The organism is Algoriphagus confluentis, assembly GCF_036245625.1.
Lineage (GTDB): Bacteria > Bacteroidota > Bacteroidia > Cytophagales > Cyclobacteriaceae > Algoriphagus > Algoriphagus confluentis.
Map to the genome: position 1 here is coordinate 362,289 of NZ_BTPD01000002.1, position 14,370 is coordinate 376,658.

Sequence of the window (14,370 nt, forward strand, 5' to 3'; positions counted from 1 at the left end):
ATTCAAAACCGGGCTTTTGGACTGATTATATCAGACTTTCATGATATCAGTTTCTTTTTTGGCGAGAAGTTCGTCTATTTTGGCCGAGTACTGATCTGTAAATTTTTGGACTTTATCTTCTGCTTTTTTGACTTCGTCTTCAGAGGCACCCTCTTTTTGAAGTTTTCTCAGCGATTCATTGATCTCTTTTCTTACGGAGCGAATGGAGATTTTTCCTGTTTCACATTCCTGTTTGGCCATTTTCACCAGCTGTACTCTTCGCTCTTCTGTCAAAGCGGGGATAGTGAGAATGATGATTTCCCCGTTGTTTTGAGGTGCCAAGCCCAAGTCGGAATTGATGATGGCTTTTTCAATTTCGGAAATAAGATTTCTTTCGAAAGGTTTGATTGCCAAGGTTCGGGCATCCGGAGTATTGACAGAGGATACCTGATTGAGCGGGGTAGGTGCACCGTAGTATTGCACCATAATCCCATCCAAAAGATTAGGCATGGCTTTGCCCGCTCGGATTTTCACCAATTCTCCGGCAGTGTGGTCCACTGCTTTTTGCATCAGTTCTTGAGCTTCCTCCAGAAATAATTCGATTTCTTCCATGGTATGTGTTTATTTAGGCGGTAATTAGGGTTCCGATTTCTTCACCCAAAACCAACTTACTAAGATTTCCTGCTTTGTTCATATCAAATACGATAATCGGAAGATTGTTTTCCTGACATAGCGTAAAGGCGGTCATGTCCATCACGCTGAGGTTTTTTGCATAAACTTCCGAAAAAGTGATGTTGTGGTACTTGGTAGCCGAAAGGTCTTTTTCTGGGTCTGCGGTATACACCCCATCTACTCTAGTACCTTTCAGGACTACATCCGATTCGATCTCGATAGCCCGCAGGGCGGCAGTGGAGTCTGTAGTAAAGTAAGGGTTTCCTATCCCGGCGCCGAAAATCACAATCCTTCCTTTTTCCAAATGCCGGATGGCTCTTCTTCGGATAAAGGGCTCACATACACTTTCGATTTTGATGCCGGACATCAATCGGGTAAACATCCCGTTTTGCTCCAAGGCACTTTGAAGGGCCATAGCATTGATCAGGGTAGCCAGCATACCCATGTAATCTCCCTGTACTCGGTCAATTCCTGATTTTTCGGCTTGTACTCCCCGGAAAATATTTCCTCCTCCGATCACTATGGCGATCTCAACACCCAGTTCTTTGACCTTTTTGATTTCGTCTGCATACTGCTGAAGCCGCTCCGGATCGATTCCGTACTTTTTCTCACCCATCAGGGCCTCTCCACTTAGCTTCAGAAGGATTCTTTTGTATTTCATGGGTTGGTGTATTGGTTTTTGAATTTGACCTTTTTCGAAAAGGAATTTTAGCTGGAATGGATCAAAAGAGATTGAGCCTTCCCCATAAGAGAATGAACAATCCGACAAATATAATTTCTTCAGTGCATAATGCTAGAAGGAAAATAAAATTTGGTGCAGAATGATGTAAATTGAACTCAAGGCTACATTAACTATTGGCCATGGATTTCTGGGAAAATAAAAGGGTTTGGATCATTGGTGCCTCTTCGGGGATTGGGGAAGGCTTGGTTCGTTGCCTGATCAAAAAAAATGCCTGGGTGGTGGTTTCGGCCAGAAGAAAGGATCGACTGGAACAACTGAGAAATGAGTCCCCCTCAGCTCAGCTAACCCTTCTTCCCATGGACGTCGAAGATCATGGGTCGATCGGTGAAAAGACAAAAGATGCTTGGTCGCATTTTGGAGGCTTGGACGTGGTGTTTCTGAATGCAGGAATTGCGGTAAGGGATCGGTCCATAGAGACCTCGCTAGATCTAGAGAAAAAACTTTTTGATATCAATTTTTGGGGGCTGGTAGCCGTAGCGAAAGCACTCTTGTCCCTGAAGTCTCCAGACAGCTTACTTCACTTGGCAGTGACTTCTAGTCTTAGCGGAAAGTATGGCGTGCCCAAACTTGCGGCCTATGCTGCATCAAAACACGCGCTTCACGGCTACTTTGATTCTTTGAGAGCGGAAACCTCTTCCAATCTCCGTATCCACCTGGTGATCCCCGGATTTGTCCGCACGGACATCGCCGTGACAGGATGGAAAGGGGATGGCACTGCAAACGGAAAAATGCAAAATGCGCTATAGAAAGGGATGGATCCAATGGTTTGTGCAGAATTGATACTTCAGGGTATCGAGAAAGGGAGGGAAGAGTTTGCAGTAGGAGGAATGGAAAAATTCACCCTTTTTTTCAATCGAATTTTTCCCAAACTTAATCGATTGCTGATTCGCTCCAATCCTTTACAGAAGCTACAGCGGATCAAAGTTTTTTTTAGCTTGCGGTAAAAACCTAAAACTGGATCAAAACCTGATTTTTTTCCACACTTTGTTTTAAGCTCACCTTCACTTCTTTTACTGTCCCGTCACCTGGAGCCTTGATGATATTTTCCATTTTCATCGCCTCCAAAATCAAAACTACGTCACCCTTTTTCACCTCATCACCTGACTTTACTTTAAGGTCCAAAATCAACCCCGGCATGGGAGCTTTGATGTCTTTCGGCGCACCGGAACCTATGGCTGACATGCCCATTTTTTCAAGAAGGAGATCAAAGCGGTCCTTCAATTGGACTTTGGCGGTCTGATGTCCCAGCCGGATTCTCATTGATTTTGTTTCCCGGTCCCAATCGATCAGTTCGGCCTCCATGGACTCATTTCCTTTGATCAAATGGATTTTTCCATCGCCCAGCCATTGGATATCCCAGGTAAGTTTTTTGCCTTCGACTTGAAAAAAACCATCGTTTTTTTCCACCTGATACGTTTCATTTTGGATAATTACTGAAAACATTCCTGCTATTTTGGATCAAAATTTATGTTCTATCGTCGTTTTCCGATAGATTTTCCCCAAATATGAAAGAATTGAATTCCTTACCCAAAGAAAATTTCCTGTCCGGTTTGAAAATTTCTCTCCTTCTGTGCCTGTCCATTTTGGCAGCCTGCAAGACTGAGCAAACGGTCGTTTCTTCCCCTGAATCCCTAACCACAACGTACCCGGAAAGAGACAAAATGCAAGACAGTTTGGACCAAATCATTTTGATGAGGCAAAAGGAGAAACTCATGGAAAACTATCAGGCTTCCGCAGCACGGGATTTTGATATCCTTCACACAGATTTGGACCTTTCCTTTGATTGGGCCAATCAATCGGTAATCGGAAGGGCGATTTTGACTGTAAAACCATTTTTTTACGCTCAGAAAAACCTTCAGTTGGACGCCAAGGACTATGATATGGGGGCGGTTTATTTGCTGGAAGGGGAAACTAAACAGAAGCTTAACTATGGATATAACGAGCGGATTCTCAGCATTTATCTCCCTGAAGAAATGACTGCTGAGGATACTTTCAGGGTAGAAATCAACTATCAGGCCTTTCCGGAGCGTAACTCAGGCGGAGGTTCGGAAGCCATCACGGATACCAAAGGTTTGTATTTCATAGATCCTTTGGATACAATTCCCGGTAAACCCAGGATGATCTGGACCCAAGGGGAGACCGAGCACAACAGCAAGTGGTTTCCAACCATTGACCGCCCCAATGAGCGGTTTACCCAACTTTTCAAATTGACCGTGGAAGATTCCTTAGTTACCATCAGCAATGGTCGGTTGATACTCCAGGAGGCTTTGGGGGGTGGAATGAGGAAAGATTATTGGGAAATGGACCTTCCCCACGCCCCCTACTTGGCTGCTCTAGCTATTGGAAATTTTGCCAAGGTAGAAGACCGATATGGGGATTTGCCTTTGGGGTATTATGTGGAAAAAGGATTTGAAAAGGGAGCGGCTAAGGTTTTTGAAAATACTCCTGAGATGATTGCTTTTTTCGAAGAAAAACTGGGATACCCCTTTCCTTGGCCAAAGTACGATCAGATCGTGGTGAGGGATTTTGTATCAGGAGCTATGGAAAATACCACTGCTTCGATCTTTATGGAAAATCTGCTTCTTGACGAAAGAGAGGCAATCGATTCAGATTGGGATTACATTATCGCTCATGAGCTTTTTCATCAGTGGTTTGGAGACTTGGTGACGGCAGAGTCTTGGTCCAATCTCACCCTTAATGAGGCTTTTGCCAACTACAGCGAGTACCTGTGGAATGAATATAAATACGGATCGGATGAAGCCGGGCTGAAGTTGATTGCCGAGATGGAGGGGTACTTCAGTGAATCCGAGGAGAAGTTGGATCAATTGATTCAGTTTCAGTATGAAGATGCGGAGGATCTCTTTGATGCTCATCGATATAATAAAGGAGGGGTGATTCTCCACATGCTTCGACAGTATTTGGGAGATGAGGCCTTTTTCATGGGCCTAAATGACTATTTGACTAAACACGCTTTCCAGTCAGTGGAAGTTCATGATTTGAGATTGGCTTTTGAGCGGGTTAGCGGGAAGGATTTGAATTGGTTTTTCAATCAATGGTTTTTGGATAGGGGCCATCCCGAGCTGAAATTTGACATCGATTATTCCATACCTGAAAATATCTTGATTACGGTGCATCAAGTTCAGGATTTGGAGAAGAGTCCTGTTTTTCAATTTCCTCTGGAAGTAAGCTGGTACGAGGGAAAGGAAAGGAAGTCCAAGCCGTTTTTTGTAAACAAAGGGTTTAACCAATTTGCTTTGGAGAATGGTACTCCTGTGACACAGATTTACCTTGATGAGGGGAAAAATCTCTTGTCCAGAAGGACAGGACAAATGGGAGCTGCCCAATTTCAAAGGCAGTTTGAGGAGTCCATTTTGGGAGTAGCAAGGTATGAGGCATTGGACAGCTTGGTAAGTCAGGATGCGGAAGAGGAATTGATGGTGATTTTGCCTCAAGCACTTCAGGATTCTTTTTGGGCAATCCGGGAAAAAGCTCTGGGAATTTTGCAGGTTGACCCCTCATGGCCTGAACAAATTCCAGGCATAGAGGACCTGGTATTAACTCTTGCCGAAAAGGATCCTAAAAATTCCGTGCAGGCAGGTGCTTTGGAAGTTTTGGCTTCATGGAATGTGGAAAAATACCAGCCGCTCTTTCTGAGAAAAGTAAATGCACCGTCCTATTTAGTAGCGGGATCGGCATTGACTGGATTGGTGCTTTCTAAGGAAAAACCCGAAGAAATTGAATTTTTTGCCCGCTTCGAGGCGGAAAACAATTTCCGGATGGTCATCCCGCTGGCAGAACTTTACATTGATAGGAGTATTGCGGGAAAGGGAGATTGGTTTTTGGAAAAGCCTACCCGACTAAGTCAAGAAGGGCTGTATTATTTTCTCGGGTATTTGGCAGAATATTTTATCCGGATGCCTGAAGAGGGAGAAGAGCGGGCATTGGTTTATCTCTACCATATGATGGAGTATTCTCCACAAAATTTTCTTCGAATGGGGGCATTCCAGGCGCTGATGGGATTTGGAGACCAACCCGCGGTAGTATCAAAAATGAAGGAAATAGCGGGCAAAGAACAGGATATACAAGTGAGGAACTATTTCGATTATTTCCTTCAAGTACTCACGGACGAAAATTAATGGATTGAAAATGAAAGGCTTGAAAGATATCTGCTCAAAAAAAATCCTTTTTTATCATACACCCTTTGATACTTTGTCAAAAGGCTATAATTTTGCCATCCGTTAAGGTTACAAGGGTTTAAAAAGCTTCGAAATTTTAACGCAGTTGGGGGAATACCAAAGCGGCCAACTGGGACGGACTGTAAATCCGTTGACTTATGTCTTCACAGGTTCGAATCCTGTTTCCCCCACACAATTGCTGAATTGCAAAATTTTTTTCTAGTTTTGCAGGGCAAAAAAAATCCGGTAGTCCGGAAACAAGCGGGAGTAGCTCAGTTGGTAGAGCGGCAGCCTTCCAAGCTGCAGGTCGCGGGTTCGAGCCTCGTCTCCCGCTCTGTGCTTTTATAAGCACACTGAGAAGTGAAAGCCGACGTAGCTCAGGGGTAGAGTACTTCCTTGGTAAGGAAGGGGTCACGGGTTCAAATCCCGTCGTTGGCTCAACACGGAAATTATTATCTAAACATATCTTTAAACTTAAACTGAGGATTTTCACGCATGGCAAAAGCAACATTCGACCGTTCCAAGCCGCACGTTAACATCGGTACGATTGGACACGTAGACCATGGCAAAACAACTTTGACTGCCGCCATTACTACCGTATTGGCTAAAAAAGGTCTTTCTGAAATGAGAGATTTCTCTTCTATCGACAACGCGCCGGAAGAGAAAGAAAGAGGTATCACCATCAATACCTCACACGTAGAATATCAGACTGAAAAGAGACACTACGCTCACGTAGATTGTCCCGGTCACGCTGACTACGTTAAGAACATGGTAACTGGTGCTGCTCAGATGGACGGTGCTATCCTTGTGGTAGCTGCTACTGACGGACCAATGCCACAAACAAGAGAGCACATCCTTTTGGCTCGTCAGGTAGGTGTTCCTGCATTGGTTGTTTTCTTGAATAAAGTTGACATGGTGGACGATCCTGAGTTGCTTGAGCTTGTTGAGATGGAAGTAAGAGAATTGCTTTCTTTCTACGAATTCGACGGTGACAATATTCCAGTTATCGCTGGTTCTGCTCTTGGAGCATTGAATGGTGAAGACAAGTGGGTGGACACCGTGATGCAGTTGATGGATGCTGTAGATAATTACATTCCTCTTCCGGAGCGTTTGATCGACAAAGACTTCTTGATGCCTGTTGAGGACGTGTTCTCTATCACTGGTAGAGGTACCGTTGCTACCGGTAGAATCGAAAGAGGTATCATTAACTCTGGTGACCCGGTAGATATTATCGGTATGGGTGCTGAAGGCCTTAAGTCAACTGTGACTGGTGTTGAGATGTTCCGTAAGATCCTTGACAGAGGTGAAGCTGGTGACAACGTAGGTTTGTTGTTGAGAGGTATTGAAAAATCTCAAATCAAGCGTGGTATGATCATCTGTAAGCCAGGTTCTGTGAAGCCTCACGCTCACTTCAAAGCTGAAGTTTACGTACTTTCAAAAGAAGAAGGTGGACGTCATACTCCATTCTTCAACAAATACAGACCTCAGTTTTACTTGAGAACTACTGACGTGACCGGTGAGATCAAGCTTCCAGAAAACGTGGAAATGGTAATGCCAGGTGACAACGTTACTATCGAAGTAAACCTGCTTTCAGCAGTAGCATTGGAAAAAGGTTTGAGATTTGCGATCCGTGAAGGTGGCCGTACTGTAGGTGCCGGACAGGTGACCGAAATCTTGGACTAATCCTCCTACAGATAAATTGACAATGCGATCCCAAAATATTTTTGGGATCGCATTTGTTTCTAAAGACTTTATCCCTAATTTTGCGTTCCCTTTTGGGGAGCGTTCATTCACACGGGCATAGTTCAATGGCAGAATAGCGGTCTCCAAAACCGTTGATGGGAGTTCGAATCTCTCTGCCCGTGCAGCAGTTATTGACTATGAATCTTAAAAACTTTGTCCTCGAATCAGTTGATGAAATGAAAAACAAGGTCACATGGCCTAAGTATTCATTCCTTCAAAATAGTGCCGTATTGGTATTGGTCGCATCTCTCATCTTTGCCTTGTTTATTGGGGTGATTGATTTGGGGTTCGAAAATGTCATGACATGGTTTTATGATTTATTCTAATTGACATTACAGAATGGCTGAACATAAATGGTACGTCCTCAGAGTAGTAGCAGGGCAGGAAAAAAAGACAAAGACTTATCTGGAGAATGAAATTTTCCGGCAGAAGATCGAGGAATTTATTCCTGAGGTGCTCATTCCCTCTGAGAAAGTATACGAGATGCGCAACGGCAAAAAGCGGGTAAGAGAAAGAAATTTCTTTCCCGGGTACGTGCTGGTCAATGCGGATCTTTCCAATGGGGAAGCCAATCACGTAATAACGAGTATTCCGGGAGTAATCGGTTTTCTTGGATCAAACCAGGGGGGAGCTTCCAAAACCCCTGAACCATTACGACAATCTGAAGTCAACCGTATCTTAGGTAAGGTTGAAGAGATTGACGAGTTTGCCGAGAAGCAGGATACACCATTTATAGTCGGAGAGGCCGTAAAAGTAATGGACGGCCCCTTCAGTGGATTCACCGGGACAATTGAGGAGATATTTGAGGAGAAGAAAAAGCTTAATGTTATGGTTAAGATTTTCGGCCGAAATACTCCAGTAGAGTTAAACTTTATACAAGTAGAAAAACAAGACTAAGCAATGGCTAAGGAAATCACTGGTTATGTAAAACTACAGGTGAAAGGTGGCCAGGCTAACCCGTCGCCTCCGGTAGGTCCAGCTCTTGGTTCCAAGGGTTTGAACATCATGGAGTTCTGTAAGCAGTTCAATGCACGTACCCAAGACAAAATGGGCACGGTGCTTCCTGTACTGATTACGGTGTATTCTGACAAATCTTTTGACTTTGTAGTAAAAACTCCTCCTGCAGCAAACATGCTGCTTGAGGCTGCAAAAGTTAAAGGAGGTTCTGCGGAACCAAACAGAAAGAAAGTAGGATCTGTCACTTGGGATCAAGTGAGAGCGATTGCTGAGACGAAAATGCCTGACCTGAATGCTTTCAAAGTAGAATCTGCCATGAAAATGGTAGCTGGTACTGCACGAAGCATGGGTATCACAGTATCTGGTAAAGCCCCTTGGGAAGTATAAATAAAAAACAATGGCTAAGTTAACAAAAAAGCAAAAAGAAGCTCTTTCGAAGTACGACCCAAGCCAAATGTACTCCCTCGAGGCTGCTTCTTCACTGGTTAAGGAAATTACCATGACCAAATTTGATGCTTCTGTCGATGTGGATGTCCGTTTGGGTGTCGATCCTCGAAAAGCAGATCAAATGGTAAGAGGGGTAGTAGCCCTTCCTCATGGTACTGGCAAAGACATCAAAGTATTGGTTCTTTGTACCCCTGACAAAGTTGCAGAAGCCACCGAAGCAGGTGCAGATTACGTAGGTTTGGACGATTACATTGCCAAAATCGAAGGCGGATGGACTGACGTTGACGTCATCATCACGATGCCTAACGTAATGGCAAAGGTAGGTAGATTAGGTAGAGTATTAGGCCCTAGAGGTTTGATGCCCAATCCTAAATCAGGAACCGTTACTCTCGAAGTAGGTAAGGCGGTAAAAGAAGTGAAAGCAGGTAAAATCGATTTCAAAGTAGATAAGTTTGGAATTATTCATGCCGGCATCGGAAAAGTATCCTTCACTCCTCAGCAGATCGAGGACAATGTGAAAGAACTGATTATGACCATTTCTAAGCTGAAGCCTTCTTCCGCAAAGGGGACATATTTCAAAAGTATTCATCTTTCCAGTACCATGTCTCCTGGCATTTCAGTGGACAAGGGAAGCATCCAAGGTATATAATCATGACTAGAGACGAGAAAAAAGTTGTAATCGACGGTCTGACTGATAAATTTAAGGAGAATCCTTTCTTCTATATCACCGATGCGTCTGGATTTAGTGTAGCTCAAATCAACGCCTTCAGAAGAACTTGTTTCGAAAGAGGTGTAGAATATAAGGTCTACAAGAATACATTGATCAAAAAAGCTTTGGAAAATCTGGATGCAGACTATTCCAAGCTGGTTGACGGTGCCCTTAAGGGGTTTTCAGGAATCATCTTCTCAAAGGAAAACAGCAATCTTCCTGCGAAAGTACTTCTTGACTTTAGAAAAAAATTGGGTAAAAAAGAGACTAGACCTGCATTCAAAGGAGCCGGGATCGATTCAGATGTAATTCTGGGCGAAAACAACCTGGAGATGCTTTCTAATCTCAAATCTAAGCAAGAGTTGTTGGGCGACCTTATCGGATTGCTACAGTCTCCTGCAAGAAACCTTATCTCTGCGCTGCAATCCGGTCAAAACAACATCACTGGTGTGTTGAAGACCTTGGCAGAAAAAGAGGCTTAATATTCTTATCAAATCATCAAAAACAAAATTAACTAATTAATACAATGGCAGATCTTACACAACTTGCAGAACAGTTGGTAAACTTGACTGTAAAAGAAGTAAAAGAATTGACAGATATCCTTAAGGATCAGTATGGTATCGAGCCTGCTGCAGCTGGTGCTGTAGTGATGGCTGGTGGTGCTGCTGCTGGTGGAGGAGAAGCTGCTGCTGAAGAAGAAAAGACTTCTTTCGACGTAATCCTTAAAGCTGCTGGTGCTCAGAAATTGGCAGTGGTTAAGCTGGTTAAAGAATTGACCGGTCTTGGATTGAAAGACGCTAAAGATCTTGTAGATGCAGCTCCTAAGGCTTTGAAAGAAGGTATCGCTAAGGACGAAGCTGAGGCTTTGAAGAAGTCTCTTGAAGAAGCTGGCGCTGAAGTAGAGATTAAATAATTTGGTACTCCCTCACCTCTAGGTAAGGGAGTAACCTTTAGACCTGACTAAAATAGTCAGGTCTTTTCCTGTTTATGCACAGGTTAAAAATTGCATTATTCTAAGCGAAAATTGTCGCTTTTCAATAAGAAATTTCACTATAAACAATACACTACCTTGGCTATCAAGAATCAAACCGTAAGGAAAAGTTTCTCCTCCATTAAGGTGGTCAAAGACTATCCCGATTTTCTCGATATTCAGCTGCAATCTTTCAAAGACTTCTTTCAGCTGGATACTCCTGCCGAAAAGAGAAGAGCAGATGGGTTATTCAAAGTTTTCGCTGAAAACTTCCCGATTAGTGATTCCAGAGAGAATTTCACCTTGGAATTCATCGATTATGCAGTAGACCCTCCCAAATACAGTGTGGAAGAATGCATCGATCGTGGCTTGACGTATTCGGTTCCTTTGAAAGCAAAGCTGAGATTGCTTTGTCATGATGAGGACAATGAGGATTTTGAAACTATCGAACAGGAAGTTTTCTTGGGTAATCTCCCCTACATGACAGAAAAGGGGTCCTTTGTGATTAACGGAGCAGAGCGAGTCATTGTATCTCAATTGCACCGTTCTCCCGGGGTATTTTTTGCGCAAAGCAAGCACACCAACGGCACGAAGCTGTATTCTGCCCGGATTATTCCTTTCAAAGGTTCTTGGATCGAATTTGCTACTGACATCAACAATGTCATGTATGCCTACATCGACCGAAAGAAAAAATTCCCGGTGACTACGCTTCTCCGTGCCATCGGTTATGGTTCTGATAAAGATATCCTCGATCTTTTTGGCCTTTCCGAAGAAGTGTCAGCTACCAAAACTGCCTTGAAAAAAGTGGCAGGAAGAAAACTGGCGGCAAGAGTCCTCAGAACTTGGGTAGAAGATTTCGTGGATGAGGATACCGGTGAGGTAGTTTCCATTGATCGTAATGAGGTATTGCTTGAAAGAGACACTATCCTGACGGAAGAGGATATCGAAATGATATTGGATTCAGGGTCCAAGTCCATCATTCTTCACAGAGAAGATGTAAACGTTGCTGACTTCTCCATCATTTACAATACCCTTCAAAAAGATAACTCCAACTCTGAAAAAGAGGCTGTGGAAGTTATCTATAGACAATTGAGAAACACTGAAGCACCTGATGAGGCCACTGCCCGTGAGGTGATTAACAGCTTGTTCTTCTCAGACAAGCGGTATGACTTGGGTGAGGTAGGACGATATAGGATAAATAAAAAGCTTGGACTTGATATCGAGCCCGAAAAAATCGTCCTGACGAAGGAAGATATCATTTCCATCGTGAAGTACTTGATCGGATTAATCAACTCCAAGGCAGTAGTCGATGATATCGATCACCTGTCCAACAGACGGGTTCGTACAGTTGGAGAGCAGCTATATAGCCAGTTTGGAGTAGGTTTGGCCCGAATGGCCAGAACTATCCGCGAAAGAATGAACGTTCGTGACAATGAAGACTTCAAACCAGTCGATTTGATCAATGCACGTACGCTTTCTTCGGTGATCAACTCCTTTTTCGGGACCAATCAGCTTTCTCAGTTTATGGATCAAACCAATCCATTGGCTGAGTTGACTCACAAGAGAAGACTTTCTGCTTTAGGTCCTGGTGGACTTTCCAGAGAACGAGCTGGTTTCGAAGTTCGGGATGTTCACTATACACACTACGGCCGTCTTTGTACAATCGAGACTCCTGAAGGACCAAACATCGGTTTGATTTCCTCCCTTTGTGTTCATGCAAAAGTGAACTCCATGGGCTTCTTGGAAACTCCGTATCGAAAAGTAGATAATGGAAAAGTAGGCATGAGCACGGAAGATATCGTGTTTTTGACCGCCGAGGAAGAAGACAATAACAACATTGCCCAGGCCAATGCACCATTGGACCCTGCTGGTAAGTTTGTCAATGAAAAAGTAAAAGCGCGATTTGAAGGCGATTTCCCTGTCTTGGATCCGAGTGAGATTTCTTACATGGACGTTGCTCCTAATCAGATCGTTTCTGTTGCTGCTTCCTTGATTCCATTCTTGGAGCATGATGATGCCAACAGAGCCTTGATGGGATCCAACATGCAACGTCAGGCTGTTCCTTTGCTAAGACCAGAAGCACCAATTGTGGGTACTGGTTTGGAAGCCAAAGCAGCTATTGACTCCAGAGCGTTGATTATCGCAGAGGCAAATGGTGTAGTTGATTATGTAGACGCCAAGAAGATCACCATTAAGTACGACCTATCTCAGGACGAACTTTTGGTCAATTTCACTGACGAATACAAGACTTATGATCTGATCAAATTCAGAAGAACCAACCAAGACACCACTATTAACTTGACTCCTTTGGTATTGAAAGGGGAAAGAGTAGAGAAAGGTCAAGTTTTGGTCGAAGGTTATTCTACAAATAACGGTGAGTTGGCTTTGGGTAAAAACCTAAAGGTGGCTTACATGCCTTGGCAAGGTTATAACTTTGAGGATGCGATCGTAATCTCCGAAAGAGTGGTTCGTGAAGATATTTTTACTTCCATTCACGTAGAAGAATTCCAGCTTGAAGTAAGAGATACCAAGCGAGGTGAGGAGGAGTTGACTTCCGAGATCCCTAACGTTTCTGAAGAAGCGGTAAAACACCTAGACGAAAACGGTATCATCAGAATCGGAGCTGAGGTGAAAGAGGGCGATATCATCATAGGTAAGATCACTCCAAAAGGTGAAACTGACCCAACCCCTGAAGAGAAGCTCCTTAGAGCGATCTTCGGTGATAAGGCTGGTGATGTAAAAGATGCTTCTCTTAAGGCGTCCCCATCTCTAAATGGGGTAGTCATCGAGACCAAACTTTTCTCCAGACCTAAGAAAGACAAAGACGTCAGAGCAAAAGCTAAGGCTGAGGTAGAAAAGCTCAAGGCCAAATACTCCAAGGACCTTTTGGGTATCCGTGCCAGAATGATCAACAAATTGGTCACTTTGCTGGATGGCAAGACTTCTCAGGGAGTAAAGCACAAGTTTGGTGATGAAATCATCAGCAAAGGCATGAAATTCAATCAGAAGAATATTGAAAACAACCTTTTCCCTGCTAAGAACCCTTACAGAGATGAGTCAAACTACAATGTTCCCGAGGAAGCCAATTTGATCTCTGATATCATCCTGGATGATTGGACAGAAGATGCACACATCAATTCCCTTATCGTGCAGTTGGTGAAAAATTACACCAATTCCCGAAATGAGATTTCAGGTAACTTCAAGAGAGAGCGATTTACTTTGGAGGTAGGAGATGAATTGCCGGCAGGTATCGTTCAGCTCGCCAAAGTGTACATTGCCAAGAAAAGAAAGCTCAAGGTGGGGGATAAAATGGCTGGTCGTCACGGAAACAAGGGTATTGTTGCCCGTATTGTCCGCGATGAGGACATGCCATTCTTGGAAGACGGAACTCCAATGGATATTGTATTGAATCCGCTGGGAGTGCCTTCCCGAATGAACATCGGACAGATTTTCGAGACCGTATTGGCATGGGCTGGACAGAAGATGGGCAAAAAATATGCGACGCCGATTTTCGACGGGGCTTCTTTGGAAGAGGTTTCTGCCGAGTTGGATGCCGCCGGATTGCCTTCCTATGGACGAACGTACCTTTATGACGGTTTGACTGGGCACAAGTTTGACCAGCCTGTCACTGTAGGTATTGCCTACATGCTGAAGCTAGGTCACTTGGTCGATGATAAGATGCACGCCAGATCCATTGGTCCATACTCATTGATTACGCAGCAGCCATTGGGTGGTAAAGCTCAGTTTGGTGGTCAGCGATTCGGAGAGATGGAAGTGTGGGCTCTGGAAGCATTTGGAGCATCTCATGTCCTTCAGGAAATCCTAACCGTGAAGTCTGATGATGTAATCGGAAGGGCTAAAGCTTACGAAGCGATCGTGAAAGGTGAAAACCTTCCTAAACCGAATATTCCTGAATCATTCAATGTATTGGTTCACGAACTGAGAGGTTTGGCTCTAGAAATTACCTTGGATTAAT

At 43.8% G+C, this 14,370-nt stretch carries 13 protein-coding genes and 4 tRNA genes; 14 read left to right on the top strand and 3 right to left on the bottom strand.

Annotated elements, in window-relative coordinates; translation table 11 throughout:
- Positions 1-30: 30 nt before the first annotated feature.
- Both frr and pyrH read right to left on the bottom strand, forming a co-directional pair.
- Complete coding sequence (gene frr / locus AAA943_RS04190) at positions 31-591, bottom strand: ribosome recycling factor (protein WP_338222998.1); 561 nt, start codon at positions 589-591, stop codon at positions 31-33.
- A gap of 13 nt (positions 592-604) precedes the next feature.
- Positions 605-1,312, bottom strand: coding sequence for a UMP kinase (gene pyrH / locus AAA943_RS04195; RefSeq protein ID WP_338222999.1), 708 nt, complete (start codon positions 1,310-1,312; stop codon positions 605-607).
- Positions 1,313-1,512: 200 nt separating this feature from the next.
- Between pyrH and AAA943_RS04200 the strand changes: the two genes are divergently transcribed.
- Positions 1,513-2,139: an SDR family NAD(P)-dependent oxidoreductase gene (locus AAA943_RS04200; RefSeq protein WP_338223000.1), complete on the top strand. Its 627-nt coding sequence runs from the start codon at positions 1,513-1,515 to the stop codon at positions 2,137-2,139.
- Positions 2,140-2,341: 202 nt separating this feature from the next.
- On the opposite strand, the gene AAA943_RS04205 is transcribed toward AAA943_RS04200, so the two are convergent.
- Complete coding sequence (locus AAA943_RS04205; protein ID WP_338223001.1) at positions 2,342-2,836, bottom strand: acyl-CoA carboxylase biotin carboxyl carrier protein subunit; 495 nt, start codon at positions 2,834-2,836, stop codon at positions 2,342-2,344.
- Positions 2,837-2,898: 62 nt separating this feature from the next.
- Between AAA943_RS04205 and AAA943_RS04210 the strand changes: the two genes are divergently transcribed.
- The 13 genes from AAA943_RS04210 (at position 2,899) to rpoB (ending at position 14,369) form a co-directional block, all read left to right on the top strand.
- The gene (locus AAA943_RS04210; protein WP_338223002.1) at positions 2,899-5,529 is read left to right on the top strand and encodes a M1 family aminopeptidase; all 2,631 of its coding nucleotides are present in this window, start codon (positions 2,899-2,901) and stop codon (positions 5,527-5,529) included.
- A 147-nt stretch (positions 5,530-5,676) separates the two neighbouring features.
- A tRNA-Tyr gene (locus tag AAA943_RS04215) sits at positions 5,677-5,759 on the top strand.
- A 70-nt stretch (positions 5,760-5,829) separates the two neighbouring features.
- Positions 5,830-5,902: transfer RNA gene (locus AAA943_RS04220), tRNA-Gly, on the top strand.
- Positions 5,903-5,934: 32 nt separating this feature from the next.
- Positions 5,935-6,006: transfer RNA gene (locus tag AAA943_RS04225), tRNA-Thr, on the top strand.
- Between the two features lie 57 nt (positions 6,007-6,063).
- Positions 6,064-7,251 carry an elongation factor Tu gene (tuf, locus tag AAA943_RS04230; RefSeq protein ID WP_338223003.1) on the top strand — a complete coding sequence of 396 codons (1,188 nt, stop codon included), beginning with the start codon at positions 6,064-6,066 and terminating at the stop codon, positions 7,249-7,251.
- Between the two features lie 111 nt (positions 7,252-7,362).
- Positions 7,363-7,433: transfer RNA gene (locus tag AAA943_RS04235), tRNA-Trp, on the top strand.
- A 15-nt stretch (positions 7,434-7,448) separates the two neighbouring features.
- Positions 7,449-7,637 (top strand): preprotein translocase subunit SecE, encoded by a 189-nt coding sequence (gene secE / locus AAA943_RS04240; RefSeq protein WP_338221302.1) that lies wholly within the window; start codon positions 7,449-7,451, stop codon positions 7,635-7,637.
- A gap of 13 nt (positions 7,638-7,650) precedes the next feature.
- Entirely contained in the window at positions 7,651-8,208 is a 558-nt protein-coding gene (nusG, locus tag AAA943_RS04245) for a transcription termination/antitermination protein NusG (RefSeq protein WP_338221007.1), read from the top strand.
- Between the two features lie 3 nt (positions 8,209-8,211).
- Positions 8,212-8,655 (top strand): 50S ribosomal protein L11, encoded by a 444-nt coding sequence (gene rplK / locus AAA943_RS04250; RefSeq protein WP_338221006.1) that lies wholly within the window; start codon positions 8,212-8,214, stop codon positions 8,653-8,655.
- A 10-nt stretch (positions 8,656-8,665) separates the two neighbouring features.
- Entirely contained in the window at positions 8,666-9,364 is a 699-nt protein-coding gene (gene rplA / locus AAA943_RS04255) for a 50S ribosomal protein L1 (RefSeq protein WP_338223004.1), read from the top strand.
- 2 nt (positions 9,365-9,366) lie between these two features.
- Positions 9,367-9,906 (top strand): 50S ribosomal protein L10, encoded by a 540-nt coding sequence (gene rplJ / locus AAA943_RS04260; RefSeq protein ID WP_338223005.1) that lies wholly within the window; start codon positions 9,367-9,369, stop codon positions 9,904-9,906.
- A 44-nt stretch (positions 9,907-9,950) separates the two neighbouring features.
- The gene (rplL, locus tag AAA943_RS04265) at positions 9,951-10,337 is read left to right on the top strand and encodes a 50S ribosomal protein L7/L12 (RefSeq protein ID WP_338223006.1); all 387 of its coding nucleotides are present in this window, start codon (positions 9,951-9,953) and stop codon (positions 10,335-10,337) included.
- A 156-nt stretch (positions 10,338-10,493) separates the two neighbouring features.
- Complete coding sequence (gene rpoB, locus AAA943_RS04270) at positions 10,494-14,369, top strand: DNA-directed RNA polymerase subunit beta (protein WP_338223007.1); 3,876 nt, start codon at positions 10,494-10,496, stop codon at positions 14,367-14,369.
- The last annotated feature ends 1 nt before the right edge of the window (position 14,370 follow it).

What these genes read in the sequence shown, in the direction of transcription:
- AAA943_RS04200 (WP_338223000.1), top strand. Translation starts at nt 1,513, where the DNA reads ATGGATTTCTGGGAAAATAAAAGGGTTTGGATCATTGGTGCCTCTTCG.
- secE (WP_338221302.1), top strand. Translation starts at nt 7,449, where the DNA reads ATGAATCTTAAAAACTTTGTCCTCGAATCAGTTGATGAAATGAAAAAC.
- pyrH (WP_338222999.1), bottom strand. Translation starts at nt 1,312, where the DNA reads ATGAAATACAAAAGAATCCTTCTGAAGCTAAGTGGAGAGGCCCTGATG.
- rplK (WP_338221006.1), top strand. Translation starts at nt 8,212, where the DNA reads ATGGCTAAGGAAATCACTGGTTATGTAAAACTACAGGTGAAAGGTGGC.
- AAA943_RS04205 (WP_338223001.1), bottom strand. Translation starts at nt 2,836, where the DNA reads ATGTTTTCAGTAATTATCCAAAATGAAACGTATCAGGTGGAAAAAAAC.
- rplJ (WP_338223005.1), top strand. Translation starts at nt 9,367, where the DNA reads ATGACTAGAGACGAGAAAAAAGTTGTAATCGACGGTCTGACTGATAAA.
- tuf (WP_338223003.1), top strand. Translation starts at nt 6,064, where the DNA reads ATGGCAAAAGCAACATTCGACCGTTCCAAGCCGCACGTTAACATCGGT.
- nusG (WP_338221007.1), top strand. Translation starts at nt 7,651, where the DNA reads ATGGCTGAACATAAATGGTACGTCCTCAGAGTAGTAGCAGGGCAGGAA.
- frr (WP_338222998.1), bottom strand. Translation starts at nt 591, where the DNA reads ATGGAAGAAATCGAATTATTTCTGGAGGAAGCTCAAGAACTGATGCAA.
- AAA943_RS04210 (WP_338223002.1), top strand. Translation starts at nt 2,899, where the DNA reads ATGAAAGAATTGAATTCCTTACCCAAAGAAAATTTCCTGTCCGGTTTG.
- rplA (WP_338223004.1), top strand. Translation starts at nt 8,666, where the DNA reads ATGGCTAAGTTAACAAAAAAGCAAAAAGAAGCTCTTTCGAAGTACGAC.
- rplL (WP_338223006.1), top strand. Translation starts at nt 9,951, where the DNA reads ATGGCAGATCTTACACAACTTGCAGAACAGTTGGTAAACTTGACTGTA.